Source organism: Wolbachia endosymbiont of Nasonia oneida, assembly GCF_009012935.1.
Classification (GTDB): Bacteria; Pseudomonadota; Alphaproteobacteria; order Rickettsiales; family Anaplasmataceae; genus Wolbachia; species Wolbachia pipientis.
This window is the reverse complement of record NZ_QESS01000001.1, coordinates 1-24,933: the sequence shown is the minus strand read 5'-3', so window position 1 is coordinate 24,933 and position 24,933 is coordinate 1. Positions and strand designations below refer to the sequence as shown.

The window sequence follows — 24,933 nt, the reverse complement described above, 5'->3', positions numbered from 1 at the left end:
ATTTTTAACCGTTAAGCGAACCTGCAACCGTCATTTCGCTAACTTTAATCGTCGGTGAATTAAATTGCCCACAAAAAGTTAGATCATCTGCAACGACTAAATTGCTAAACATATCCTTCAAATTACTAGCAATGGTAATCTCATGTATTGGATACACTATTTTTCCATTTTCTATAAAAAATCCGGAAGCGCCTTGGCTGTAATTGCCATTGATTAAATTGACACCAAAACCAAACAAATCAGTTACATATATTCCTTCTTTCACTTCCTGAATTAATTCTTCAAATGATACATTACCATTCTCAATGTAGAGGTTACTAGCTGCAGGAATAATTGCAGCATTACTTGCACGAGTTGCACTTCCGGTTGTTTCCGAGTTTAATTTTTTAGCCGAGTATAAGTCTAAAATCCAATTTTGTAATATTCCGTTTTTTACAAATATATTTTTCTTGCTAATTATCCCTTCCCCGTCAAATGGTCTTGATGCTATGCCTCTTGGCAATAACGGATCATCGATAATGCTAATTCTATCATTAAAAATTTGAGCGTTTAAACTACTCCTCAAGAAAGAACTGTTGCTCACAATGCTGTCGCCATTTATAGCAGAAGCGAAACTTTTTACTAGCCCCTTTGCTGCTCTTTTTTCAAAAATAACCGGAAACTTACCAGTTTTAATTGTACGTGAATTCAATTGATCAATTGCTCTTTTTGCTGCTTCTTTTCCTATTAACTCTGGCAACTTTAAATCACTAAAATTACATGCTATATCATAATCGTAACCAACCTTCATTTCACTTTCTCTTCCAGCAACAACAGAGACCTGATTAACAAAGGTTGATTTACTAAACGAGCCAATAAAACCAGAAACAGTTGATAATACTGTATTCACTAAAGCGTATGAAGAAGAGGCTCCTTCAGAATTAGTGATACTCTTATGTGCGAGGGCTGAATTTTCTGCAGCTTCAGCAATTTCTTTTAGGTTATCAACGGTTACAACATTATTATCTGAGATACTTAAATCTACAGAAGAGGTATAATTACTACCATTTACAGCAAAATTAATGTGAGGATCTTCTGGTGCATTCTTTGCCATTTCTACCACTTGGCTTACTGTATCACTCAGATTATTCAAATCGTTTGTAGAAATATACGCAGCTTTGTTTTTACCTGCTATAGCTCTGATTCCTACAGTGCAATTTTTAGATTGTGATATTTGCTCAATTTTTGATAGACGCTGAGAAACTGAAGTCTTATTAGTTTCATATATTGTAACTTCCGCATCTTGATTTTGCTTTTTTATTAGTTTAGTAATATCTGCTGCAATATTTAATATATTCATTTTCTATTCCTTAGATTTTTATAAAGACTCTGCACCACCTATAACTTCAATTAAATCAGTTGTAATTGCTGCTTGACGAGAACGATTATAAAGCAATGCTAATTTGTTCAGTATCTCTTTAGTGTTTCTGTTTGCTGATTCCATAGCAACCATTCTAGCACTATTCTCACTCGTTGCACTTTCAAGTAAAGCAGAGTAAAGAGCAATTACAACGTAATCTTGAACCAAAGATTTTAAAATAAATTCAATATTTTGTGGTTCATACTCATAGCCGTAATCTGTTATTGGACCAGCCAGAGAGTTATCAATCAAGGATGAGTCTTTACTCCATGGTTTTATTGTTTCCAACATTGGTTTTTGCGTGAAGGTATTATAGAATTTGCTATAAAAAACTTTAACTTTATCGTATTTACTTAGATCTATACCACCAACCAAAGCTTCTACGTGCTTTAACGTGATTCCCTTACTATTTTCAATTTTTAAGATACTTTTAGAGTCAAATCTATTTTTCCCTACATCAAAAGCTTTTTTACCAAGAAATACAATATCTACTTTTTTGCCATTTGCGATTAACTTATTTTGACTAAATTTGACAATAGAAGAGTTAAAGTTGCCGCACAAGCCACGATCAGACGCAACAATGAATACTAGGTAAGAACCGTTGTTACTGACATTTAGAATTTTTGCCAGTAATTCTTGATCAGCTGATAGCATTAATGAAGAAATAATGCTATGCAGCTTAGATATGTACAATTTTGAATTTGATAATTTCTTTTGGCTTTGTAATAACTTTGCTGCAGAAACCATTTGCATTATTTTCGTGGTTTTCTGTACAGACTTAATATTCTTAATTCTTAAGGATAATTCCTTTAAGCTCTTCATTTTGTATACAACTCTATTTATTAAAAATATATAACTGTTAGTGTCTAAAAGCAAGTTTTTTTGACATTAAAACCAAGTCTAGCTAAGAAACTTGCAGGTTTATTGTTTGGAGATAAGGATTATATTAAGAAAGTGTTCTAACTTCAGCAATATCAATGTGAAAGTAGTCTAATGGTCATTTCTACACTTTGTGGAATCTTATAATATATAATAAACACAATTAAAACTATTGCAATTTGAACATTTATGATCCCATTGCTTTAGTTCTCTGTTACAACTTTTACACTTCCAGCCTGGATCAGGCAAAGCTTCTGAGCCCATCTTGTTTAGCCAATAAATTACCTTGTCGTGTTCTTGCAATGTAACCTTAAGTTGTATTACAACAAAGTAGATTGACATGTAATTAGCTTTTTTCATAGCAGTGTCTAAATATTGACTTGCAAGATCATATTTACCTGAACTCATTGAGGACAAAGCAAGTAAACAGTAACTAAAATAATAATCAGGGCGTAAGTTGTATAGTCTTTCAGCACCTTTACTATTTAAATTGATGTACATTCTAGCTGACTGAAGAGTAGGATTTACTGCATATTCTGCCTCTAGCACTGCAGAAGCTTTTCTGATTTTTCCAAGTTTAATATATAATTCTGCCTTTAAATAATTGATGGGCCGAAAAGTTGCATAATAACTTTGCGCTCTGAATAAAGACTTTACAGCCCCTTTAAAATCCCCTTTACTTTCATATTGTTTTGCCAAAGCACAATAAAAAACTGCAAACATTTCTTTATGGTCAAAGGGAAGAAAAATATTGAACTTAACTGCTTCCTTCAACCTTAAAATTGCATTAATCCAATCTTCTTTCAATATGCAATGCTCTATTTGAAAGGGAATAGATAGCATTTTATCATTAATTGAACTAGAGCAATATTCTATAAATTTTTGAAAGACTACTTTTTCTTGTTTGAGGTGAACGATCAGCTTATTGGCCAGAAGTAGAGCTAAGTTACGATTTTTATTTGCAACGTTTGTTAAACCGTTACTGAAAAAGCTGTAATTTCCCGTCTTACCTGAGTTAAAGAGCTTTATTAAAGACAACCTATCGCTCTCCTCACTCAGACTTTTAACTAGCTTTTGGGCATTCTCTATATTGTCTAAGTCTATGCTAAAGAAAGCTTCAAAGAGAAGCAATTCTTCCCTATCCCTTCTTCTATTTCTTATGTTGGCAAATGTTGATGAAATGGAAGAAAAAAAGCGTGCAAGTGCAATTAACAAAAATAATAAAACTACACAAGTAAAAATAATAAAATATAGATCAATACTTATAGTGTAATTGCCTAATTCTAATTTTATTACTTCACCACTTACCTTGACCCATATGCCAAATAAAAACGAAAGAGCGAAAATTATAAAATAAATCATGAGATATATTGTAATAAGTGATGATATATTGTTGAAATATTCTTAGAAGCTACAATAAGACCATTCAATTTATTCAGCCATGGCTTGAATTCTGGGTGTGCTAAATCTCCTATTGTAGTAGCTATGCTCTGCCAATCACTATCGTTTATTGATTCCTCAATTTCTGCGAATTTTGCCCTTAATGGGTCATTTTTATCTTGTATTCTAATCCAGTTTGAAATGATTTTTTTAGACAATGTACTTTTATTGTAGTTAATAACAGCAATGGTCTTCTCAAAAGATAACTTCAACTCACGTAAAGTATCTACCTCTTTCAAACTTTCCAATTCATTTACTGCATTTTCTATCTCTGGATCATCAAGCTCTGATATCAAAGGCTTTATTGAATTTATATGGTTATCAAATTTTGCTTCTCGCAATAACGAATTCTTCATTTTAATCACAAGTAATAGCAATTTTGCAAGGTTCTTACATCTTGAATTATTATCACCTTGCTCACACTGAGTATGCTGACTTCTCTTGAGGTCAAATATCTTTTTTTCTATTCTAGATTGATTAACTTCAAGCAACATTCTAAATTCATCCATGTTTTCCGTTAAAGCTTTCACATTGTTTTCACTCTCTTGCTGATTTATTTTTAAAAAGATTATGTTATTTATTGTGATGTAACTGGTAAATAACAATACAATTAAGAACCAACCTATGTACTTTTGCTGAGTATCATTCATAACGTAGTATCTCCGCAGGATCTTGTGCAGCTGCCTGCAACGCAGGAGCAATTGTCGCTAAAAATGATAAGAGTAACGCAAGTGCAGAAATATTTACTACGTCTTGGGGTACTAATATCACTGGCAAACTTGAAAAAAAGTATATCATAGGATCAAACAGCTTGACGTTAGTAATGTTTTCTAAAAACACTCTAATGCTTTCGATATTGAGAGAAAAAACGACACCTATAATACAGCCAAGACAAGTTCCCGTAAAACCGATTAATAGACCACAAGCGCAAAATATACGCATAATGCTTCCACTTGTTGCACCAAATGTACGCATAATTGCAATCGCGGATTTCTTTTCTTGCACTATCATCATTAAATTTGAGATAATATTAAACGCTGCTACAACTATAATCAAAGTGAGAATTAAAAACATCACATTTCTTTCAGTTTTTAAAGCACTAAAATAATGGCTTTGCTGTGATTGCCAACTTTCAGCTTCCATTCCTATTTCTTTTTCTATAGCATCTGCCAGCTTATCAGCTCTAGTAACGTCGTCTACAAGTACTTCTATATTTTTTATGCTATTTTTATAATTAAAAAAGGCTTGTGCTGATTTTAGAGGCATATATATCAAGGTATTATCATACTCAAACATACCCATATCAAATATTGCTATAACTTTATATTTTTTCATTCGCGGCATTTCACCAAGTAATGCATCAAATTCTTCAGATGATATAAACGTAATTTCGTCGCCATAGTCAACGTTCAAAGCTTCTGCTAAGCGTGCTCCTATTATTATTCCTTCATCAAATTTTTTTACATCACCTATAATTACATTATTTGTAACGGCAGTACTATCAAGCAAGTCTTTAGTTGATACACCTCGCACTACGCTACCTGCAATTTTACCGTTTGCTACAATAATAACTTGATCATTGGTCATAGGAGTAGCTTTTAATATACCAGGAATTCTCTCAATAGATTTTGAAACTGCGTAGTAATCTGAATTTATGTTCCTATCAAAATAAACATTAATATGGCCATCAATGCCAAGTATTGAGTCAAGCAACTTTGCTCTGAATCCGTTCATCACAGACATCACCACTATTAGTGTTGCAACTCCAAGGGCAATGCCGATAATAGAGAACAAAGTCATTATAGAGCAAAATCTGGCATTTTTCGCTCGCAAATAGCAAGCAGCCATAGTAATTTCAAAGGCAATGGACATTACAAAATATTTTGAGGTTAAACATTATATTTTTGAAACTTCGTATAATTGTAGACTTTTCTTTATTTGAAAACTAGAGATTTTTGCTTCCTTAAATTTAGCAGGCTTATAGAGTATCTTTAACATTAGAATTTCAAAATCTTCCATATACATCATCCAACCTCACTATATCATTATCAGATAAATGCTCTCCTATCTGAAATTCAACTATTTCAAGTGGAGAGCTTATGCTTCTATTTTCAATCCTATGGGAAACTTCCCTTGGGATTTCTATCATATGGTCTTTTGCTATAGCATATTCTTTGTCTTCTAAACTAACATACCCAACTCCTGATAGCACTATATGGTATTCATCTCTATAGTGATGGAATTGCTTAGAAGTGCAGCTTAATGGATTTATAAAAAGATATTTTATAAGAAAATTTTCGCTCATTAAAATTATACTACAAAATCCCCATGGTTTAACTTCTTTCCTTATCACCTTTACTTTCTTAACTTTATGAATAAATGAAATTAGACTTTTGTTTGGTTGCTTACAAGCTCCACCCAATAAATTTTTATTACTTTTTGTCGTTGAAACTGGTTCTTTTTCTCTAATCACATGCTGAAATGACACCGGTTCTTTACTAAACTTCTCACTCAATTCTAAAACTGAATTCCAAGTTCCAACATCCAACCAATCGAAATTAGCTTCTATCATTGCAACGTTTTTTGCTTTCTCCATCACCAAGTAATCAATGGATATGCCTTCAATTCCTGCAAAATCTCGTTGTTTTAAATACAGAAATCTCTCTTGCGGTGTGAAATATTTAAAACATAAATTGTAAAGATTCGGGGCAGATTTTTTAATCTCATCTATGTAGCGTTTTGCTTTAAACACAAATATTCCAGAGTTCCAATAATGATCGTTACTTAACTTACGCTCGGGCTTTTCTGTAAAATCTTTCACTATATGACATTTTTCTTTCTGATCATATACTGCATTTATATAGCCGTATTCAGAATTGAATTCATGAGGCTTAACCCCAAAAGTGACTATAGAGTTAGTTTCAGAGGCTAACTTAGACGCTTTTTGAGTAGAAGCATAAAAACTATTCAAATCACCTATAAAATGGTCTGAAGGCAGAATTAACATTGTCTCGTTTTCATTGCAGAGAAGTGCAGCAATTAATATTGCCGCTGCTGTTCCAATTTTCACTGGTTCGAAAATCACTTTATATTCTTGCAGTGCATGCAATTCCTCCATCACTAATGACTCGTACTGTATATTTGTAGCAATTATGGGCGGCATATAATCGCTTTTTAGCCTCAACAAAGTGTTGTGAAACATAGTGTTCTGACTAAATATTTTCTGAAATTGCTTTGGCTTAGATAAAGGCCAAAGTCTGCTACCACTACCACCACACAATATTACAGGGCGCATTTAGTTAAGATATTAATTAAATAATTAATATCTTATACTGAGGGCAAAATACATGCAAGTTTTTGTTGTGGAATAGTTAATAAAGAAAGTAAATGTTGATTTAAAGTAATTGCTAATGAGAGTGATCATGTGTAGCGCCTTGCCCTTGCTGTGAATTTCTTCTATTTTGTAATTCCTCAACATGACCTTTTCTTTTATCACTTAATATTTCATTACCCTTATTTTGTTCTTCCTCAGGACTCTTTAGTATTTCATTACTCTTGCTAACTTCTTTATCATCCCCTTGTTTCTTTGGCCTTCTAGCGTTAAGCTCATCCCATGTGCCCACTAGTGAATCACGATTCCCATGATCCGGCTTTAGCCTTTCTTCACCTTTAATAACATTAAAGTCACTTTTTGCTTCTTCCAAACATCCTTTCAGTTGGTGTTTCCACATGGTGTAGTAAGCATCACCATATTTTTTCTCATTTGCTACAAACAATAAAATTGGAGCCTTAAGTATGGTAGCTCCCATATCCACTAAATTTTTTACTGCCATTGCAGGAGTAAATAAAAGATAACCAAAAGACTTTGCAATTGGGTTTTGTTCGCTTATTAAATGCTCCCCTAACTTTATAGGAAGAGAAGTCAACAATTTAGTACAAACTTTAGCTAAACTTGTAGCAAAAACGATAGGAACAGATATAAGACTTTTATCTAGCTCTAGATTACCATTCTGATCTCTAATTTCTGAAAAATGGGTGCTTAGCTTCTTGTAATCACTAGTGTATAATAATTCTCCATTTCTTCCTTTTTCATCAACAACTTCCTGAACTTTACCTTCTTTATTTTTTACCTCTTTAGTTAGCACAGAAGAATTAGTTAATTCAAATGGATATTGAGGATCCTTAGTTTTTTCAGCTTCAAAAATTGGCACGTGTTTTTTCAAATCCATTCTCGAAAAGCCTAATGGCTCAAAATATGACTTATGCAACTCATTTATCGGAATTTGCTTACCCTGATTGTCTATATAATTGATAGTAAAATAAGATCTATCATTATCTTTATCTTTGGTAACTAAAGATAATCTGAAACTTGGTTGTTCTCCATTCTCATCTTTTTGACCATACAAAAGTTTATAGGTTGGATTTTTATCTTTATCTAGTATAGCATTTCCATGCATATCCCTGTTTTCTATGATTTTAGCAGACTGTACAATTTGATCATAATTTTTTGGATACTGGCATTTCCTTCCATCATACATCATTACCTTTCTAAGGTCTTCGACGTAAACTTGAGATTCAGGTGAAGTAAGCAGACCTTTTGCTTTAAGTGTAAGATCTATTGCTCCCTTTTTTAATGCTTCAAACATATTGTCAAACCAAAATCGCTATAATGCTATAGTTCAATAATAAAACTAGTACACTAATAATATATTAACACAGCACCGGTGATTTTACAAGAAAATACGCCTGTAGAAGATAAAGATTGTAAAAGCGAGGGTTATATAAGTAATGCTTGATAAGTACTTTATGCATGTAATTGTAAAAATCCTCAAAGGTACGCTGTGTATATAATCTTCGCATACTACCTGCATTCCAAGAACTGCGTGCCAAAAAATGCAAAACAACAATACAACAAAAAATAAAAGCTCTAGAGGGTGATTAATAAATTTTTCACTAAAAGACAAAGAGCTATCAGTATAAAATGTGCAAGAAAATGAATAGATAAACCAAGGAAACAGGAACAGTAAAATTACCGCAGAAACACGCTGAACCCACCAATGATGTACTGAATTTCCAGACTGACTCATATAAACATAAATAAAAAAGCCATAGTAGAAAGAAGTAGCGTTACTGTCAGCAGTATAGCACTCCTTGAAACGCCAGTAATTTCTAAATTAAGCCCAACATCCCACAATAAATGACGAATACCATTAAGAAAATGATATACAAAACTTATAAAACATAAGACATAAGCTAATTTAGCAACAGGAGTGAATAATAATGCATTTAAGTACCTTACTATAAGTAACTCAGGAAAGTAAACATGTAATATGAAATACCAAGAAAGTATCATTAATAAAAGGAATAGCAAGATACCAGTCAATCTATGCATAATAGAGAAAAAACTAGTAACTTGTACTTTATATATTTGTAAATGTGGAGAAAGAGGTCTATCACTCATAAAATTCCGTTATCGGGAAATTAAAATAAAGTAGAAGTAAAGACAGCAGTATAGCACATAACAACACCATCATTAAAAATGGTAAATTATGTGCAAAGCCTAAGGAGGTAATCCAGCTGCAGATTCCCCTACTGCTACCTTGTTACGACTTCACCCCAGTCACCGATCCCACTTTAAATAACTCCCTCCTTGCGGTTAGGTCGTTAGCTTCGAGTGAAACCAATTCCCATGGCGTGACGGGCAGTGTGTACAAGACCCGAGAACGTATTCACCGTGGCGTGCTGATCCACGATTACTAGCGATTCCAACTTCATGCACTCGAGTTGCAGAGTACAATCCGAACTGAGATGGCTTTTAAGGGATTAGCTTAGCCTCGCGACTTTGCAGCCCATTGTAGCCACCATTGTAGCACGTGTGTAGCCCACTCCATAAGGGCCATGATGACTTGACATCATCCCCACCTTCCTCCAGTTTATCACTGGCAGTTTCCTTAAAGTCCCCAGCATTACCTGATGGTAACTAAGGATGAGGGTTGCGCTCGTTGCGGGACTTAACCCAACATCTCACGACACGAGCTGACGACAGCCATGCAACACCTGTGTGAAACCCGGCCGAACCGACCCTATCCCTTCGAATAGGTATAATTTCCATGTCAAGGAGTGGTAAGGTTTTTCGCGTTGCATCGAATTAAACCACATGCTCCACCGCTTGTGCGGGTCCCCGTCAATTCCTTTGAGTTTTAATCTTGCGACCGTAGTCCCCAGGCGGAATGTTTAACGCGTTAGCTGTAATACAGAAAGTAAAACTTCCCATATTTAACATTCATCGTTTACAGCGTGGACTACCAGGGTATCTAATCCTGTTTGCTCCCCACGCCTTCGCGCCTCAGCGTCAGATTTGAACCAGATAGACGCCTTCGCCACTGGTGTTCCTCCTAATATTTACGAATTTCACCTCTACACTAGGAATTCCTCTATCCTCTTTCAATCTCTAGATTAGCAGTTTTAAAAGCAATTCCAAGGTTGAGCCTTGGGATTTCACTTTTAACTTACTAATCCGCCTACGCGCCCTTTACGCCCAATAATTCCGAATAACGCTAGCCCTCTCCGTATTACCGCGGCTGCTGGCACGGAGTTAGCCAGGACTTCTTCTGTGAGTACCGTCATTATCTTCCTCACTAAAAGAGCTTTACAACCCAAAGGCCTTCTTCACTCATGCGGCATGGCTGGATCAGGCTTTCGCCCATTGTCCAATATTCCCCACTGCTGCCTCCCGTAGGAGTCTGGACCGTATCTCAGTTCCAGTGTGGCTGATCATCCTCTCAGATCAGCTATAGATCATTGCCTTGGTAGGCTATTACTCCACCAACTAGCTAATCTAATATAGGCTCATCTAATAGCAATAAATTTTTCCCCCGTAGGGCGTATACGGTATTAGTTGCCGTTTCCAACAATTATTCCGTACTACTAGGTAGATTCCTATACATTACTCACCCGTCTGCCACTAAGTTATACCATAGCAAGCTACAATATAACTCCGTTCGACTTGCATGTGTTAGGCCTGCCGCCAGCGTTCATTCTGAGCCAGGATCAAACTCTCAAATTTAGACTTCAACCTATAAAAGGTTGAGGGTACATCGGATAAATCCGACAAAAAATAATTTAGCTTAATACTGCTGTCTTTATTTCTACTTTAGAAATATTTTAATCTCCAACTATTCAAACAACTTTAAGAATATTATTATGTGATATAATCACTATGTCAATATGTTTTTGCAAATCAAAAGCATTAATGTATAAATATATAACTATTTGGAATATTACCATGAAAAAATACATCTTTCTGCTTGCACTCGCGCCAATGTTAGTTGGCATCACATTATACTTATTGCGCAACATTGATAACACAAAACAATCTATAACTGCAGGTGACAAGTTTTACGAAGTATTATTCTTAAAAAAAGATAATAAGCCGCTGCTAGAAGAAATAGATTCAAATTGGGAGTATTTAGCAAATTTTGAACGCGCATTCAATCATATCTCAGATTCAATGCCAACAGACACAGCATCTATTTATAATGATTTGGCAGATGATAAAGATGCTCCTGGTGTTTTGCGTGAGTTAGCACAATATTTAGAAGTAATGAGCTTACTTCACTCCAACGGTGAAAAAATAAATAAAGATAAAATTGATAATTTAGAATCAAGTGCAGTGTATCCTTATTCAAGCCAAGAAGCTATCGCTGTAGTAAAGATACATAATAACGACATTAAAGGTGCAACTAAAATATTGCGTTCCCTATTAAATGATAGAAAATGCCCTATCCTAATCAAAGCTAATGCACAAGAATTACTCAGGATATATGGGAGTTAACTCATTGGACTTTTTGCATAGCTTTTGGCAGCGCATCGGATGAAACGAAAAAACTTACTTGACACCCTTCGCCAGCCCCCTTATCATGATAGTGAAGCTATTGTATTTGCTTTCGCCAATCTGCAGATTAAAAGGTAAGGATTACTTAATGTATCGGCGTCTTATGTTCAATTTTTTGCAGTATATAGATACTGTATGTCTTTACAAAACTTCATCTACATCTAGATTTTTATCTAAATAAGCTGAACGCGCTTATAAAGCGTTACAAGACATCAAAAAATGCCAATACTCGACAGAGATAGTAAAAGACTAGCTAACTCGGGGATTCTTTGTCTTTTTTTCTGCTTAGTAAATTTCTTAAACATTTGCAGCGTAAGTTAGTTGCAATTAAAAGCAGCTTAATCTTGCTTGTCAAGCGTTTAAAACATAAAAAACGCCAATATTTTAAAGCGGATAATAACCCCAGGGCTTCTTTTGCCTTTTTTTTCATTTGGTAAATTTCTTAATATTTATGGCTAAAGATTGCACGAATGTTGCAATTACAAAAACGATTTCTACTAGGGTGTCATCCCAGTGTCAGCTACTTGGATGACACCATTCTTTTTCCTGGATCCAAGTAGTCAGGGCACTGGGATGACAGCTACCCTGACAATCGTCACCCCGCTGCTTGTTAGCGGATACCGCGGCGGTATGACGTAGAAGTTATACTTTTATGCTTACCAACTTAATAAAATTCCTGGATTCCAGTGTCAGCTACTTTCATGACACCAACAGTTGATATTGGTTTGTTGCTTTGCTAGCCAACTACTAGCTATGCCTCAAGTTTCCTATTCAAAATTTTCAATATCAAATCCAATTCATTTGGATTATCATACCGTATCATAACTTTACCCTTAGAATTGTTGTCATTAATTTTGATCTTTAAACCAAGTTGAGAAGATATAGCGCCTTCTATTACTGTCATATCTTGATTTCTAGTATATCTCTGCTCTTTTTGATTGTTGTTTTGATGTAGGTCCTTTATCAGTTTTTCAGTTTGTCTAACGCTTAAGCCCTGAGAAACTATTTTTTCTGCAATACTTTCCGCATTTTCAACATTAATCAACGCTCTTGCATGACCCATAGACAATTTTTTCTCATTGATCATTGTTTTCACCCTATCAGGGAGCAACAACATCCGAATCATATTGGTTATGTGGCTGCGGCTTTTGCCTATAGCTGAAGCTAATTCCTCATGTGTATAGAAAAACTCATCTATCAGTTTTCTGTAAGCTTCACCTTCCTCTATTGGATTAATATCTTGCCTTTGTATATTTTCAATAATGGATACTTCCAAGCATTCCTTGTCGCTCAGATCTTTTATGATAACCGGTGCATTATCAAGATTTGCAATCTTGCTTGCTCGCCAACGACGTTCCCCAGCTATTATTTCGTAACCATCATCATTTGAATCTTTGCGTACCACGATAGGCTGTATAATGCCACTTTTCTTTATCGAATTTGCAAGCTCTCTTAATGATTCCTCGTCAAAATGTTTCCTCGGTTGAAATTTGCTTGGGTGCAGTAATGAAATAGGCAAATACTCTTGTCGATCTTCTTTATTATCATAATTATCGCCTATGAGACCGGCAAGACCTCTGCCGAGGCGTCTATCATCCTTCATACCACGCCCTCGCTTACTAGCTTCTTCTCCTTACAACTGCTCGCGTGCTTTTTTAAAATTTCCCTTGCCAAACTTATATACGCTTGTGCACCAGGACATTTAAGATCATACACAATAGCAGGTTTTCCATGAGAAGGTGCTTCTGATAACCGTACGTTACGTGGAATAACAGTCTCATACAATGGGATGATAGTTTTGTATACTTTATCATTTAAATACTGACAAATATCGTTTTTAATCTGCTCACTAAGTTTGTTGCGCCTGTCATACATTGTTAACACTATCCCTTCTATTGCCAAAAAAGGGTTTAGGTTATTCCTTTTTATTAGCTCCACAGTTTTAACTAAATGGCTTAATCCTTCCAGAGCAAAAAATTCACACTGAAGAGGAACAATAATAGAATTAGCAGCAGTCAAAGCATTTATGGTCAGAAGCCCAAGTGATGGAGGGCAATCGATGATTATATACTCATAATTATCGCGTATCTTCTCCAATGCGCTTTTTAGTACGAATTTTCCTCGCTCAAGTTGCGATAATTCAATTTCTGCAGCTGACAAATCAACTACTGACGAAATTAGCGATAAATTCGGAATTTCCTTTATATTGAAAATTGCCGATTCTATCAATTTATTTTCGCTGCTTAGTAGTATTTTGTATATGTTTTTTTCTTCCCTACTACGATAAGAAATCCCGAGTCCGGTGCTAGCATTTCCTTGAGGATCAAGATCTACCAATAAAGTGCTTTTTCCCACAGCAGCAAAGGCTGTCGATAAATTTATACTAGTTGTGGTTTTGCCAACTCCACCCTTTTGATTTACTATTGCAATAATCTTGCTCACGCCTTTTATCTTATGTATAAAATAATTCTATTGTATATATGCAAGAAACTTTTGCATTAGAAAATTTTTTTGTTGTTAACCACACTAAAATTAGACTGTCTTTTTTGCTTTGTGTAACACACTTTGAACCTTGTTTCCTAATTCATTCAGAGTGAATGGTTTTGGCAAAAAGTGAAAATCTTCTATATTGATGTCATCACTCTTTAAAAAAGCATCTTCTGCATACCCAGAAATAAAAATAACGTTGATATTTGGCCTATGGATCAATGCTTCTTTAACTATTTCTGGGCCGCTCACCTCTGGCATGATTACATCAGTGATTATAAGATCTATGTGTTGACTTTTTTTACTGATTATTTCTAGCGCCTCGCTGCCTATGCTTGCTTCTATTACATCAAATCCTTTTCTTTTGAGTGCTTTAGAGATGAATTCCCTTACTGAATCTTCATCTTCGATTAATAAAATTATACCATTACCTTTAATTTCACTTACTACCGGTTTTTCTGTTTCTTCACTATCTTCCTCTCTATCATTTTCATCTGATATGTAAACCATGGGCAAAAATATGCTAAATTTAGTTCCATGATTTACTTTGCTAGCAACATAGATGTATCCTTCAGTTTGTTTAATAATGCCATATACAGTAGAGAGGCCAAGACCTGTACCAGAGGTAATATCTTTGGTAGAAAAAAACGGATCAAAGATCTTTTCAGTTGTATCACTCGTCATTCCACATCCAGTATCAATTACTTCAATCACAACATAATTTCCATGTTCAATCGCTTCCTTGTCTGGAGAAAACATATCCTGAGGTGTAGAATTTAATGAGTCAATCTTTTGATTAAAGGTTCGTATAGTTAATTCTCCGCCCTTTTCCATAGCAGCACTAGCATTGACTGCTAAGTTAAGTATAACTTGCTCTAATTGCCCTTGATCAGCCCTAACAGCACCCAAGTCTCTACCATAATAAATATTAAATTTTATATTTTCACCTATTAATCTTTTTATCATTTCATAAAGATTAGCTATAGTATTATTTACATCAATAATTTTTGGCTGCAAGGTCTGTCTTCTTGAGAAAGCAAGCAATTGTCTTACTAAATTTGATCCACGCTTTGCATTTTGCTGTATCTGTATTATATCTCCAAAAGATGGGTCACCAGCTGAGTGTTGGAGTAAAAGCAAATCGCAAAATCCTATTATCCCAGTCAATATATTGTTGAAATCATGCGCAATACCACCTGCTAACTGCCCTATAGCTTGCATCTTTTGATAATGCTCAAGCTTTATCTCTAGGTTTTTGTGTTCAGTATTGTCAATAAAATAACAAAGTATGAAGATCATTTTATTATGAAGAAACTTATTGAAATATATTTTTATGTTATTACCGCCGTTGAGCTGTACATCAAAAGACGCATTATTTATTCTATTACTCGAAAAATATTCACGTATTTTCACATGATAACTATCCAATATCAACGTAAAGATTGAATTATTATCTGACCCTGCAAGCTTTATTAGTGCCGTATTTTTCTTTACAAAGTTGCCGTTTATGTCACATTGTGCAATAGCAATTGATGAATTTGCAAAACAAGGGTGTAATTGATAATCAACAATATTTGATTCGGTTGGTGTTATAAAGCCATATATATAGCTATGGTTGTATTTATCACAAAATATAGCAGTGCTCATATAAGCCTTGAATGGAATACCACTTATAGTAAAAAACAAAATTTCATTATCGGTTGTTGTATTGTTATATTTAGATTGAGATATAAAATCACTGATTGAGCTACCTTTTTCCAGTTTTTTTAGTTCAAATATGTCTAAAAATCTTTTATTTACAGATAAAATCACCCCTTTGGCATTTGCAATGTAAGTTCCTATGCTGTGTTTTTCTATTAACTCTTCATATATCTGCTCCTTGTTTATCTGTGTTGCTTTTAATACAAAATACCCATCTGGCCTTGCTATTGGCACTAATGATAAATTTAAAATCTTATTACTATTTATAGCAATTTGGGGATTATCTGGTATCGGCTCAAAGAGCAAAAGAAAGTTAGATACTCTATTCTTCTTGTTTAAGGAAATGCATACCTGTACAGAAGAGTTATTTTTTAGTGCATGATAGAGTACTTTTTTGTCTGCTTCTGAAACATCTCCTATTTCAAGAATCTTGTCTAACGTAATGTCATCATCTATATGATCTTTAAACCTTTCGTAGAACCTTGCATCAGCATAAATAATACCTTCATCTTTATGTAAAATAAGGCAAAATTCTGTATTATGATTTAGTGCATTTGCAAATATTGCATTTTGAAATTCTATAGTATTAAGTAGGTATCTGTAGCGTTTTACATTATACATCATAAAGAGAGTTGTTAGAATGCTAACTAATAAATTAATCTCTATATTAATATGCTGACTATATATATCAAAAAAGTAGAGTATCGATATTGCTACTGGAGGTAAGAGCATAATAACTGCCATCACAACAATTGACATTCCATAATTTCTTAGTATGAAGTCAACCCTGTTCTCTTTTTTGTTATCTATGTATCTTTTATTCATTATTGTTACTTGGCATTGTTGTACATACGAAAATGTTCTATTATATTGATTTAATTATTATAGATTTATTAACGTCTTTGATAGATAATTATCATCCAAATCTAATTAAGTTCCTTAAATATCAGATATAACAATGTTAATAAGCTAGCAAGAGGATATTATGGAAAAACAAAAAACACAAGCATTTAAATGGTTCTGTGCACTAAGAGATAAGATCATAGAATCTTTCTTATTAATTGAAAAACAATCATCCGCAGAGCCAAAGATCGAAAAGAGAAAGTGGGATCGCCCAGGTGGTGGAGGTGGTGAATCTACAATTATTTTTGGTAATATTTTTGAAAAAGTTGGAGTAAACGTTTCAAAAGTACACGGAAAATTTGCAGATTCAGCCATCAATGAAATTCCTGGTGCAAGTGAAAGTAACGGAGAGTTCTGGGCAAGCGGTATATCTTTAGTGTCTCACATGCAATCGCCCCTTATCCCTGCAGCGCATATGAACACAAGGCTGATATATACTTCAAAACAATGGTTTGGTGGAGGAATGGATTTTACGCCAATATATAGAAATGAAGAAGATTGCAAGTATATTCATGAATCAATCAAAATGACATGTGATAGATTTGACACCGGATATTATCCAAAATTTAAAGAGCAATGTGACAATTATTTTTTCTTACAACACAGAAAAGAGCCACGTGGCATTGGTGGTATTTTCTATGATAATCTGAGTTCTGGCAACTGGGAAAACGATTTTGAGTTCACAAAAGCAGTAGGTGAAGCCTTTTTGGAAATTTATTTGCACATCATACGTAAACATATACAAAAATCTTGGACAAAAGAACAACGAGAAAATCAATTAATAAAACGTGGCAGATATGTAGAATTCAATCTGTTATACGATCGTGGCACAAGGTTTGGTTTAATGACTGACGGCAATCCAGATGCAATTATGATGTCAATGCCACCACTTGTTAAGTGGTTATAGAGAGCTGCTATTAGTAGAAAATAAATCATCATAGTTTAAAATTGTACCATGGTAGTGAGCTTTTATATAGGGGGTATAATCATGGGCATAATAGATAATTTTTTAATTAAATCTGTCAAAAACAATGACATAAAAGGTGTTAAACTGACTCTAATTCTCTATGATGCATTAAATAGTTTTAGAAAATTCTTTTCAAAGACTATGTCTCTCAAGAATACAGGATCATTTGATATAAATAATAATCAAGCTTTAAATCAGGCTTTAGGACATGCTACAGATCACAAAATAATGGAATTGCTGATTAATCGTGGAGCTGATATCCACTCAATAGATGAGAATGGAAAGAATGTTATAATTCGTGTTATTGAGAGTTTAGCAGAATCAAAAAATCTAAAATTGGATAGTGAGAAAAACTTACCAGCAGAGATAATTCTTCACCCCACAGTTTCCTTTTTACTAGGAAAAGGCGCAGAGTATTATTCTACAGATGATTTGAATGTTGAAGCTATACAACAAAAACCTCCTAGAACCTCTGAATATGAGCCAATAACTATGTACGCTGAGGTGAACAACAATGTAATACCACCTCAAAAACCTCCTAGAACTTTTGAGTATAAGCCAAAGAGCACTAATTATGATGCTTTGCCTTCAAAAGAGCCAATTTACGCTGAGGTGTATGATGCTAAGGTTAGTAACTCATTAGGGGAGAATGGTTATTTGAGTGTATCAGAAGAATCTATTTATGCTGAAATATATGATTCACATAAAAAATCCACTGAAAATTTATCATTGGAAGATAGTGGTTATTTGAGTATATCAGAAGAACCTATTTATTGCACTATAGATGATCTTTCAGAACAAAAAAAGCCTACTAGCCTAAAACAGAAAGAGCCAGAACAGTCGTCAGAACCTATTTATGCTAGGGTAGATTTGTCCAAGAAAAGAGCAGAAAGAAAAGCAAAAGACATAAAAGCTAATTCTGGAACTTGCCATGGGTTAGTGCAAGATAAAGTGAATGATTGGCAAGTGAAGCTAAATGAGCTAAGTGCTAATAAGTCGATAAGTCAGCAACAGACTAATGATCAAAAAATTAAGACCAAGGCTGGCTTTAGTGTAGAAGAAATAAGGCAGAAATATGAGCGTAGAGATTCTGGCTACGATTCTGGCTATGATTCCGATACAAAAGTTGAACAACAATTAGAATTAGCTCCTAAATCTGAGATAGGTTCAGTGAGTATTGAGCATGGAGTAATAGGAGGCTGTCGATATAAGATTACTGATATATCCCTCTAACTATGTGATTCAAAATAATTGAATTGACTTTATATATGTAATCGATATAACCTAGTTAGATTCAAGTTGACTCTTTCGTCTAGTGGTTAGGACACCACCCTTTCACGGTGGTAACACGGGTTCAAATCCCGTAAGAGTCACTCAAGTAGAATATAATTAAAGTTTTGAATGGGAAAAATTAGGCTCTATGTTGAAGAAGCTTTATCACAAGGCGTGAGTTTAGCACTTAATCCACAACAAAGTCACTATATTTGCAATGTAATGCGGCTTAAGAAGTATGATAATCTCTCTCTTTTTAATGGAAAAGATGGAGAATGGTTAGGAGAAGTAGTTAATATATCGCGTAAATTGACAGAAGTTACACCCAAAGAATGCACTAAACAACAGCAATATGAGGAAAATTTATACCTGTATTGTGCCATGGTAAAAAGTGCTGCTTTGAACAACATAGTAAGACAGGCAACTGAAATGGGAGTAATCTGCATTCAATTTATTTCAACGGAACGTACAGTGGTAAAAAATATTAACCTAAGTAGAGCAAAATTACAAGCAATCGAAGCAGCGGAACAATCAGGTAGGATAAGTATACCAGAGATTTTGCCTCCTATTAACTTTTGTGAGTTACCTGATTCCCAGAGTAAAAATTTTGTTTTGTGTGATGAAACAGGTAAAGCTGACAAAGTGCTGAAAGGCAAAAAAAATGTTGCTATTATTGTTGGCCCTGAAGGTGGTTTTTCATCTTATGAACTTGATCTTGCCGATAAGTTTTGTCAAAAATTGAGTCTAGGAAAAAGAATTTTAAGGGTCGATACTGCTGTAGTTGCTGCACTCACTTTCACCAATTGGTGTAGCTAGATTTTTAAATATGACTAAGGTTTGGGTCATAAAGAAATCTGGTTCAGTGTTGCGCGCACAAAAACCCTGTAGACTTTCTACGAAGCAGTCTGTTGTTAAAGAGGAGCTAATAAAAAACATATTCTAAGATAATATTAAATCTCATATTATATTTTTTCTAAAGTAAACAAATGAATCTTGCATTTTGCCTGAGTTATTGATACTCTGAGTAAAGAAGTCGGGGCGTAGCGCAGCCTGGTAGCGCATTTGGTTTGGGACCAAAGGGTCGAGAGTTCAAATCTCTCCGCCCCGATGTTAGTATAATTGTAAGAACGCTGTAACATAAGAGCAATCTCCATCAGTAAGCAAGTAGCTGACACTGGAATGACATCATTTGCCATGTAAATTACGGCATATTACATTTTAACGCTCAAGTTTATAAAATAATTGACAATGTTAATTTTCTAATTTATAAATAGATTTTGAAATGATTACCGAAGGAGGTATAGAGTTTGATAGAAGTATCAGTCCATTATGGTGATGTAGACAGAGCTCTTCCAGTATTGAAAAAAACAATTCAAAAGGAAGGAAGAGGGTTGAAAATGAAAAAACAATATCATGAAAAAAAATCAGAAAAAAGAGCTAAAAAGAAAGCTGAAGCTAAAAAAAAGAGGTACCAACAAGAGTGCAGAAGGCAGCGTTATGGTTGGTAGTTTGTACTCAAGTTAATAGTTTATCATTGGTTATCTTATGAATATTCACGAATATCAAGCGAAAGAAGTTTTGCATAAATTTAATGTCCCAGTGCCAAAAGGTTTTGTTGCTACATCTGCGGAAGAAGTAAAGACTCAAGTAAGTCAATTAAAATCTGACGTGTTTGTAGTTAAAGCTCAAATTCATGCAGGTGGTAGGGGTAAAGCCGGTGGCGTAAAGCTAGCAAAGTCAGTTGAAGAAGCTCAACAGTTTGTAAAGGACATGATTGGTATGACTTTAGTTACTCATCAAACAGGGCCAAGCGGGCAGCAAGTAAGAAAAGTGTACGTTGAAGAAGGCTCAAGCATTAAGAAAGAGTATTATTTAAGCCTGGTAATCGACCCGAAGCTCAGTAGGCCAATATTCATATTTTCCTCAGAAGGTGGAATGGACATTGAAGAAGTGGCGAAAAATTCTCCCGCAAAAATTGTGAAATTTGATATTGATTCTGCTACAAGTTTTGATAGCAGCAAGTTAAGCAGCAGTTTTCATTTGAGTCCAGAACAAATAGAAAAGATATCGAACATTGCAAAAAAAATATATGATGCGTTTATTGCAACTGATGCGAGCCAAATTGAAATTAATCCACTGGTTGAAACAAATTCTGGAGATTTTATTGCGCTCGATGCGAAAATTAATTTCGATGATAATGCTTTATATCGTCACCCAGAAATTATGGAACTTCGTGATTATGATGAAGAAGTGAAAGAAGAGATAGAGGCTTCAAAGTATGGGCTCAGTTACATCAAAATGGATGGCAGTATTGGTTGCATGGTAAACGGTGCAGGTCTTGCTATGGCAACAATGGATATAATAAAATACTACGGAGCAGAGCCTGCTAACTTTTTGGATGTTGGTGGTGGAGCGAGTAAAGAAACTGTAACTGAAGCATTTAAAATTATATTGTCTGATAGCAACGTAAAAGGAATTCTGGTTAACATATTTGGTGGTATAATGCGTTGCGATATTATTGCAAGTGGAATTGTTGCTGCTGCAAAAGAAATGAGCATTAAAGTTCCTCTAGTGGTTAGATTATCAGGTACTAATTTTGAAGAAGGAAAAAAAATTTTAGAAGAGTCGGGATTAAATATTATTGCTGCAGATGAACTGGGTGATGCTGCACAAAAGATAGTAAAAGAGGTAAAATAAAGCATGTCCGTTTTAGTAAACAAAGATACAAGATTAATATGCCAGGGTTTTACTGGTGCACAAGGCACATTTCATTCAGAGCAAGCAATTGATTACGGAACGAAAATGATTGGCGGTGTAACTCCTGGAAAGGGTGGTAGCACTCACCTTAGTTTACCGGTTTTTAATACTGTAGCAGAAGCCAAAGAAAAAACCGGTGCAAATGCTACAGTTATATATGTACCTGCTAAATTTGCTGCTGCTGCAATACTTGAAGCAATAGATGCAAAAATAGAATTGATAGTTTGTATTACAGAGGGCATTCCTATACTTGATATGGTGAAAGTTAAGCGCGCGCTTGTTGATTCAAAAAGTCGATTGATTGGTCCCAACTGCCCGGGAATTATTACGCCTGAAGAGTGCAAAATAGGAATTATGCCTGGCCATATCCATAAGCGTGGACACATAGGAATTATGTCTCGCTCTGGAACTTTAACTTACGAAGCAGTAGCACAAACAACTGCTGTTGGTCTTGGTCAATCCACATGTATCGGAATTGGGGGGGATCCAGTTCATGGTATGACATTTGTTGACTGTATGGAGCTCTTTTTAAAAGATAACGATACTCATGGTATTGTAGTTATTGGTGAAATAGGTGGAAACGAAGAAGAAGATGTATCACATTTTGTGAAAACAGAAAAAACTAAAAAGCCAATCGTTGGTTTTGTAGCAGGCCAAACGGCACCTCCAGGAAGACGTATGGGACACGCTGGAGCAATCATCTCTTCCAGCGGTGGAAGTGCTGGTGCAAAACTAGAAGTTATGCGGAGTGCCGGGATTGCAATTGCTGAAACCCCTGCAGTAATTGGTAAGAAGGTATTGGAAGTAATGCATCACTAGAATTAGGGTCACAAAAACCCTATATCACCGGTCATGAATACGTTATTTGCCCATTCGATTAATAACTTCCCTCCTGGTAAATTTACTGAAGTCTGTTGGACAGTCAGATATCCACGTAGTGTGGATGTAACAAGTGCTGCACAGGCTGCACTACCGCATGATGCAGTAATGCCTGTACCTCTTTCCCAAACTCTTAAAGCTATTTCTCCAGACTTTTCAACTTGTGCAATACTAATATTAATTTTCTGAGGAAATAATACGTGACTTTCCAACTTTGATCCTAAACTTTGCAATGGTATTTCATTTACGTTATCAACAAAAAAAACTATGTGAGGATTACCAATATTTACTGCAACAGGATCTTTTAGCATTTCAAGCTCTATAGGTAAGTGAAGAGTGTCACACTCAGTAGACAAGGGAATTTCATGCCATTTTAGCAAAGGTTTGCCCATGTTAACCTTTATGGATTTATCACCCACTTTAAAACACTCTAAAATGCGTTTGTTTACCAGCTCAATAGTGATATACTCAGTACCTTTTTCTGACATTATCAAATATCCAACACAGCGTGCTGCGTTTCCGCACATTTCAGCTCGACTGCCATCAGCATTATAGATATGCATAAAACAGTCTGCAGCATTAGACATTGTTATAATTATCACTTGATCACAACTGCTTTGATCAGCAATTTGTCTATGGTTCCAGTCTAAATTGTTTGTTGAACGTGAGTCTATGATAACGAAGTTGTTACCAGTGCCGTGCATTTTGATAAAATTTTCAGGACCTTGGCCACTCATCATAAAAAAACATTTCTTCTATTGGTCTCCTTTTTTTCTTACTTGTTTCAGCGCCCTCTTCTTCGTAACCAACCGCTATCACTGACATTACGTTAAAGTCATTGGGTATATTGAACTCTTTCACTATTTTATCTCTATCAAATCCACCCATTTGATGGGCCATTAAGTTCATAACTGCAGCTTGTAACATAAGTCCATAATTTGCTGCACCAGTATCATGATTAGCCCAAAGATTTTCTCCTTTACCTTGTTTACGGAAGTTTTTAGCACTTAAAGATATGATTAACACTTGTGCATCTTTTGCCCATTTTTGATTAGATTCATCAAGGCAATTTAGCAGCTTTTCCCATGCGCTTTGATTGTTCTGTTTGTTGCATATTACGTATCTCCAGGGTTCATCACCAAAACATGAGGGAGTCAGCCTTACAGCTTCCATTAAAATATCCATGTCTTCCTGAGATATTGCTCTTGTAGGATCGTATGAACGTCCGCTGTGTCTTGCTTTCATCAACGATAATAGATCTTGTTTACTCATCATTTTTAATTTAATAGTGCATAAATAATTCATTGTAGCACAATATAAGCAAAATTTAAATTGCAAAACCTCTCATACACATATATTACATTTAATAAGTTATTTTTATTGGGAAGGTATGTTTATAACACAATCTAGCAGCAGATCAACACTGGCTGAAATATTGTCTTGCGTTTTACTTTTATTCTTGATGGCTCAAATAAGTATACCATTGCAGCCTGTGCCTATCACATTGCAAACTTTAGGAGTAATGCTTATTGGGCTTAAATTTAACCGCAGAACAGCATTCTATTCTGTGCTTACATATCTATCACTTGGTGCAGCAGGATTGCCTGTTCTTGCAAATTTTTCTGGTGGTTATCACGCTCTCCTTGGACCAACAGGTGGATATTTAATTGGCTGTTTAGCTGCTGTTATGGTAATGAGCAAAGTAAATGAATTACTGAACTCTAAGTATAAATCATTTGTATGTAATTCTTTAAGTTGTCTGGCTGGTACAGTTGTAATCTTTATTTGTGGTGTTAGTTGGCTTGCTGTTTACTTGGGTCTGGAACAAGCAATAATGGTGGGTGTTTTACCATTTATCCTTCCTGGTTTGATAAAAATTTTTCTACTTGTAGCAGCTTTGCAATATTTGAAAAAATGATAAAATTTCGCCCTCATCATTTTATGTGCACCCTCGCGTTTCGGGGATATGGGTATTCTCAGGGTTTTGTAGAAAATTATAGGAAGATAGCAAGTGAAGTGGTTAGTACTCAAATCGAAGTAGTTGGTAACCTTGATAGTATTTGTAGTGCTTGCCCAAACCAGACTAAACAAGGTAAATGCACCGAACAAGCTAAAGTTTTAGAGCTAGATAGAAGGCATATGGAAATTTTAGGAATTAAAATTGGCGAGACTTTGACCTGGAGTGAAGCGGTAGAAAAGATTAGAGAGAAAATGTCTTTAAAGAAATTCGAGTACGCATGCGAGGGGTGCAACTGGCAGCCATATGGAATATGTAAAAATGCCCTTTTAAATCTACAAAGGTAGTTGACAAAATGTGTGCGCCAAGAAGTGCGTAAGGAACAGTTGGTGAAAATC

23 protein-coding genes, 2 tRNA genes and 1 rRNA gene are annotated in these 24,933 nt (G+C 35.0%); 11 read left to right on the top strand and 15 right to left on the bottom strand.

Annotated elements, in window-relative coordinates:
* Positions 1 to 4: 4 nt before the first annotated feature.
* From DEF52_RS00135 to DEF52_RS00090, 10 genes are all read right to left on the bottom strand, one after another.
* Positions 5 to 1,339, bottom strand: coding sequence for a TldD/PmbA family protein (locus DEF52_RS00135; protein WP_151807525.1), 1,335 nt, complete (start codon positions 1,337 to 1,339; stop codon positions 5 to 7).
* Positions 1,340 to 1,357: 18 nt separating this feature from the next.
* Entirely contained in the window at positions 1,358 to 2,221 is an 864-nt protein-coding gene (atpG, locus tag DEF52_RS00130; RefSeq protein WP_151807524.1) for an ATP synthase F1 subunit gamma, read from the bottom strand.
* A gap of 198 nt (positions 2,222 to 2,419) precedes the next feature.
* The gene (locus tag DEF52_RS00125) at positions 2,420 to 3,640 is read right to left on the bottom strand and encodes a tetratricopeptide repeat protein (RefSeq protein WP_151807523.1); all 1,221 of its coding nucleotides are present in this window, start codon (positions 3,638 to 3,640) and stop codon (positions 2,420 to 2,422) included.
* Positions 3,637 to 4,368 carry a hypothetical protein gene (locus tag DEF52_RS00120; protein WP_151807522.1) on the bottom strand — a complete coding sequence of 244 codons (732 nt, stop codon included), beginning with the start codon at positions 4,366 to 4,368 and terminating at the stop codon, positions 3,637 to 3,639. The genes DEF52_RS00125 and DEF52_RS00120 overlap by 4 nt, the downstream gene beginning before the upstream one ends.
* Complete coding sequence (locus DEF52_RS00115) at positions 4,361 to 5,590, bottom strand: lipoprotein-releasing ABC transporter permease subunit (protein WP_012673387.1); 1,230 nt, start codon at positions 5,588 to 5,590, stop codon at positions 4,361 to 4,363. The genes DEF52_RS00120 and DEF52_RS00115 overlap by 8 nt, the downstream gene beginning before the upstream one ends.
* Positions 5,591 to 5,723: 133 nt before the next feature.
* Positions 5,724 to 7,013: a sugar phosphate nucleotidyltransferase gene (locus DEF52_RS00110; protein ID WP_006280310.1), complete on the bottom strand. Its 1,290-nt coding sequence runs from the start codon at positions 7,011 to 7,013 to the stop codon at positions 5,724 to 5,726.
* Between the two features lie 112 nt (positions 7,014 to 7,125).
* Positions 7,126 to 8,364 carry a hypothetical protein gene (locus DEF52_RS00105; protein WP_010082038.1) on the bottom strand — a complete coding sequence of 413 codons (1,239 nt, stop codon included), beginning with the start codon at positions 8,362 to 8,364 and terminating at the stop codon, positions 7,126 to 7,128.
* 84 nt (positions 8,365 to 8,448) lie between these two features.
* Positions 8,449 to 8,805 (bottom strand): succinate dehydrogenase, hydrophobic membrane anchor protein, encoded by a 357-nt coding sequence (sdhD, locus tag DEF52_RS00100; RefSeq protein WP_007548461.1) that lies wholly within the window; start codon positions 8,803 to 8,805, stop codon positions 8,449 to 8,451.
* Positions 8,802 to 9,179, bottom strand: a complete 378-nt coding sequence (gene sdhC / locus DEF52_RS00095) for a succinate dehydrogenase, cytochrome b556 subunit (protein WP_010963112.1) — start codon at positions 9,177 to 9,179, stop codon at positions 8,802 to 8,804. Before sdhC ends, sdhD begins: the two co-directional genes overlap by 4 nt.
* Before the next feature lie 100 nt (positions 9,180 to 9,279).
* Positions 9,280 to 10,784: ribosomal RNA gene (locus DEF52_RS00090) — 16S ribosomal RNA — on the bottom strand.
* 153 nt (positions 10,785 to 10,937) lie between these two features.
* Here DEF52_RS00090 and DEF52_RS00085 point away from each other — a divergent pair.
* Positions 10,938 to 11,552, top strand: coding sequence for a hypothetical protein (locus tag DEF52_RS00085; protein WP_151807521.1), 615 nt, complete (start codon positions 10,938 to 10,940; stop codon positions 11,550 to 11,552).
* A gap of 811 nt (positions 11,553 to 12,363) precedes the next feature.
* On the opposite strand, the gene DEF52_RS00075 is transcribed toward DEF52_RS00085, so the two are convergent.
* The 3 genes from DEF52_RS00075 to DEF52_RS00065 all read right to left on the bottom strand — a co-directional run bounded on the left by DEF52_RS00075 (position 12,364) and on the right by DEF52_RS00065 (position 16,625).
* Positions 12,364 to 13,215 (bottom strand): ParB/RepB/Spo0J family partition protein, encoded by an 852-nt coding sequence (locus DEF52_RS00075; protein ID WP_151807520.1) that lies wholly within the window; start codon positions 13,213 to 13,215, stop codon positions 12,364 to 12,366.
* A complete protein-coding gene (locus DEF52_RS00070; RefSeq protein WP_006280226.1) occupies positions 13,212 to 14,054 on the bottom strand; it encodes a ParA family protein in 843 nt (280 codons plus the stop codon). Before DEF52_RS00070 ends, DEF52_RS00075 begins: the two co-directional genes overlap by 4 nt.
* 90 nt (positions 14,055 to 14,144) lie before the next feature.
* A complete protein-coding gene (locus tag DEF52_RS00065) occupies positions 14,145 to 16,625 on the bottom strand; it encodes a response regulator (protein WP_151807519.1) in 2,481 nt (826 codons plus the stop codon).
* Between the two features lie 160 nt (positions 16,626 to 16,785).
* Here DEF52_RS00065 and hemF point away from each other — a divergent pair, with 160 nt between their 5' ends.
* The 8 genes from hemF (at position 16,786) to sucD (ending at position 22,518) form a co-directional block, all read left to right on the top strand.
* Positions 16,786 to 17,610: an oxygen-dependent coproporphyrinogen oxidase gene (gene hemF, locus DEF52_RS00060; RefSeq protein WP_151807518.1), complete on the top strand. Its 825-nt coding sequence runs from the start codon at positions 16,786 to 16,788 to the stop codon at positions 17,608 to 17,610.
* A gap of 81 nt (positions 17,611 to 17,691) precedes the next feature.
* Complete coding sequence (locus tag DEF52_RS00055; protein ID WP_237357306.1) at positions 17,692 to 18,903, top strand: ankyrin repeat domain-containing protein; 1,212 nt, start codon at positions 17,692 to 17,694, stop codon at positions 18,901 to 18,903.
* A gap of 68 nt (positions 18,904 to 18,971) precedes the next feature.
* A tRNA-Glu gene (locus tag DEF52_RS00050) sits at positions 18,972 to 19,043 on the top strand.
* 28 nt (positions 19,044 to 19,071) lie between these two features.
* Positions 19,072 to 19,758 carry a 16S rRNA (uracil(1498)-N(3))-methyltransferase gene (locus DEF52_RS00045; RefSeq protein ID WP_006279818.1) on the top strand — a complete coding sequence of 229 codons (687 nt, stop codon included), beginning with the start codon at positions 19,072 to 19,074 and terminating at the stop codon, positions 19,756 to 19,758.
* A gap of 218 nt (positions 19,759 to 19,976) precedes the next feature.
* Positions 19,977 to 20,050: transfer RNA gene (locus DEF52_RS00040), tRNA-Pro, on the top strand.
* Positions 20,051 to 20,249: 199 nt separating this feature from the next.
* A complete protein-coding gene (gene rpsU / locus DEF52_RS00035; protein WP_006279819.1) occupies positions 20,250 to 20,450 on the top strand; it encodes a 30S ribosomal protein S21 in 201 nt (66 codons plus the stop codon).
* A gap of 37 nt (positions 20,451 to 20,487) precedes the next feature.
* Complete coding sequence (gene sucC, locus DEF52_RS00030; RefSeq protein WP_151807516.1) at positions 20,488 to 21,639, top strand: ADP-forming succinate--CoA ligase subunit beta; 1,152 nt, start codon at positions 20,488 to 20,490, stop codon at positions 21,637 to 21,639.
* 3 nt (positions 21,640 to 21,642) lie between these two features.
* A complete protein-coding gene (gene sucD, locus DEF52_RS00025) occupies positions 21,643 to 22,518 on the top strand; it encodes a succinate--CoA ligase subunit alpha (RefSeq protein WP_151807515.1) in 876 nt (291 codons plus the stop codon).
* Between the two features lie 8 nt (positions 22,519 to 22,526).
* On the opposite strand, the gene dapF is transcribed toward sucD, so the two are convergent.
* Positions 22,527 to 23,315, bottom strand: a complete 789-nt coding sequence (gene dapF, locus DEF52_RS00020) for a diaminopimelate epimerase (protein WP_179951353.1) — start codon at positions 23,313 to 23,315, stop codon at positions 22,527 to 22,529.
* Positions 23,296 to 23,883: a nitroreductase family protein gene (locus tag DEF52_RS00015; protein ID WP_151807513.1), complete on the bottom strand. Its 588-nt coding sequence runs from the start codon at positions 23,881 to 23,883 to the stop codon at positions 23,296 to 23,298. Before DEF52_RS00015 ends, dapF begins: the two co-directional genes overlap by 20 nt.
* An 85-nt stretch (positions 23,884 to 23,968) precedes the next feature.
* On the opposite strand from DEF52_RS00015, the gene DEF52_RS00010 reads away from it, so the two are divergent.
* Positions 23,969 to 24,496: a biotin transporter BioY gene (locus tag DEF52_RS00010; protein WP_151807512.1), complete on the top strand. Its 528-nt coding sequence runs from the start codon at positions 23,969 to 23,971 to the stop codon at positions 24,494 to 24,496.
* The gene (locus tag DEF52_RS00005; protein WP_151807511.1) at positions 24,493 to 24,882 is read left to right on the top strand and encodes a DUF1284 domain-containing protein; all 390 of its coding nucleotides are present in this window, start codon (positions 24,493 to 24,495) and stop codon (positions 24,880 to 24,882) included. Before DEF52_RS00010 ends, DEF52_RS00005 begins: the two co-directional genes overlap by 4 nt.
* Positions 24,883 to 24,933: the final 51 nt, after the last annotated feature.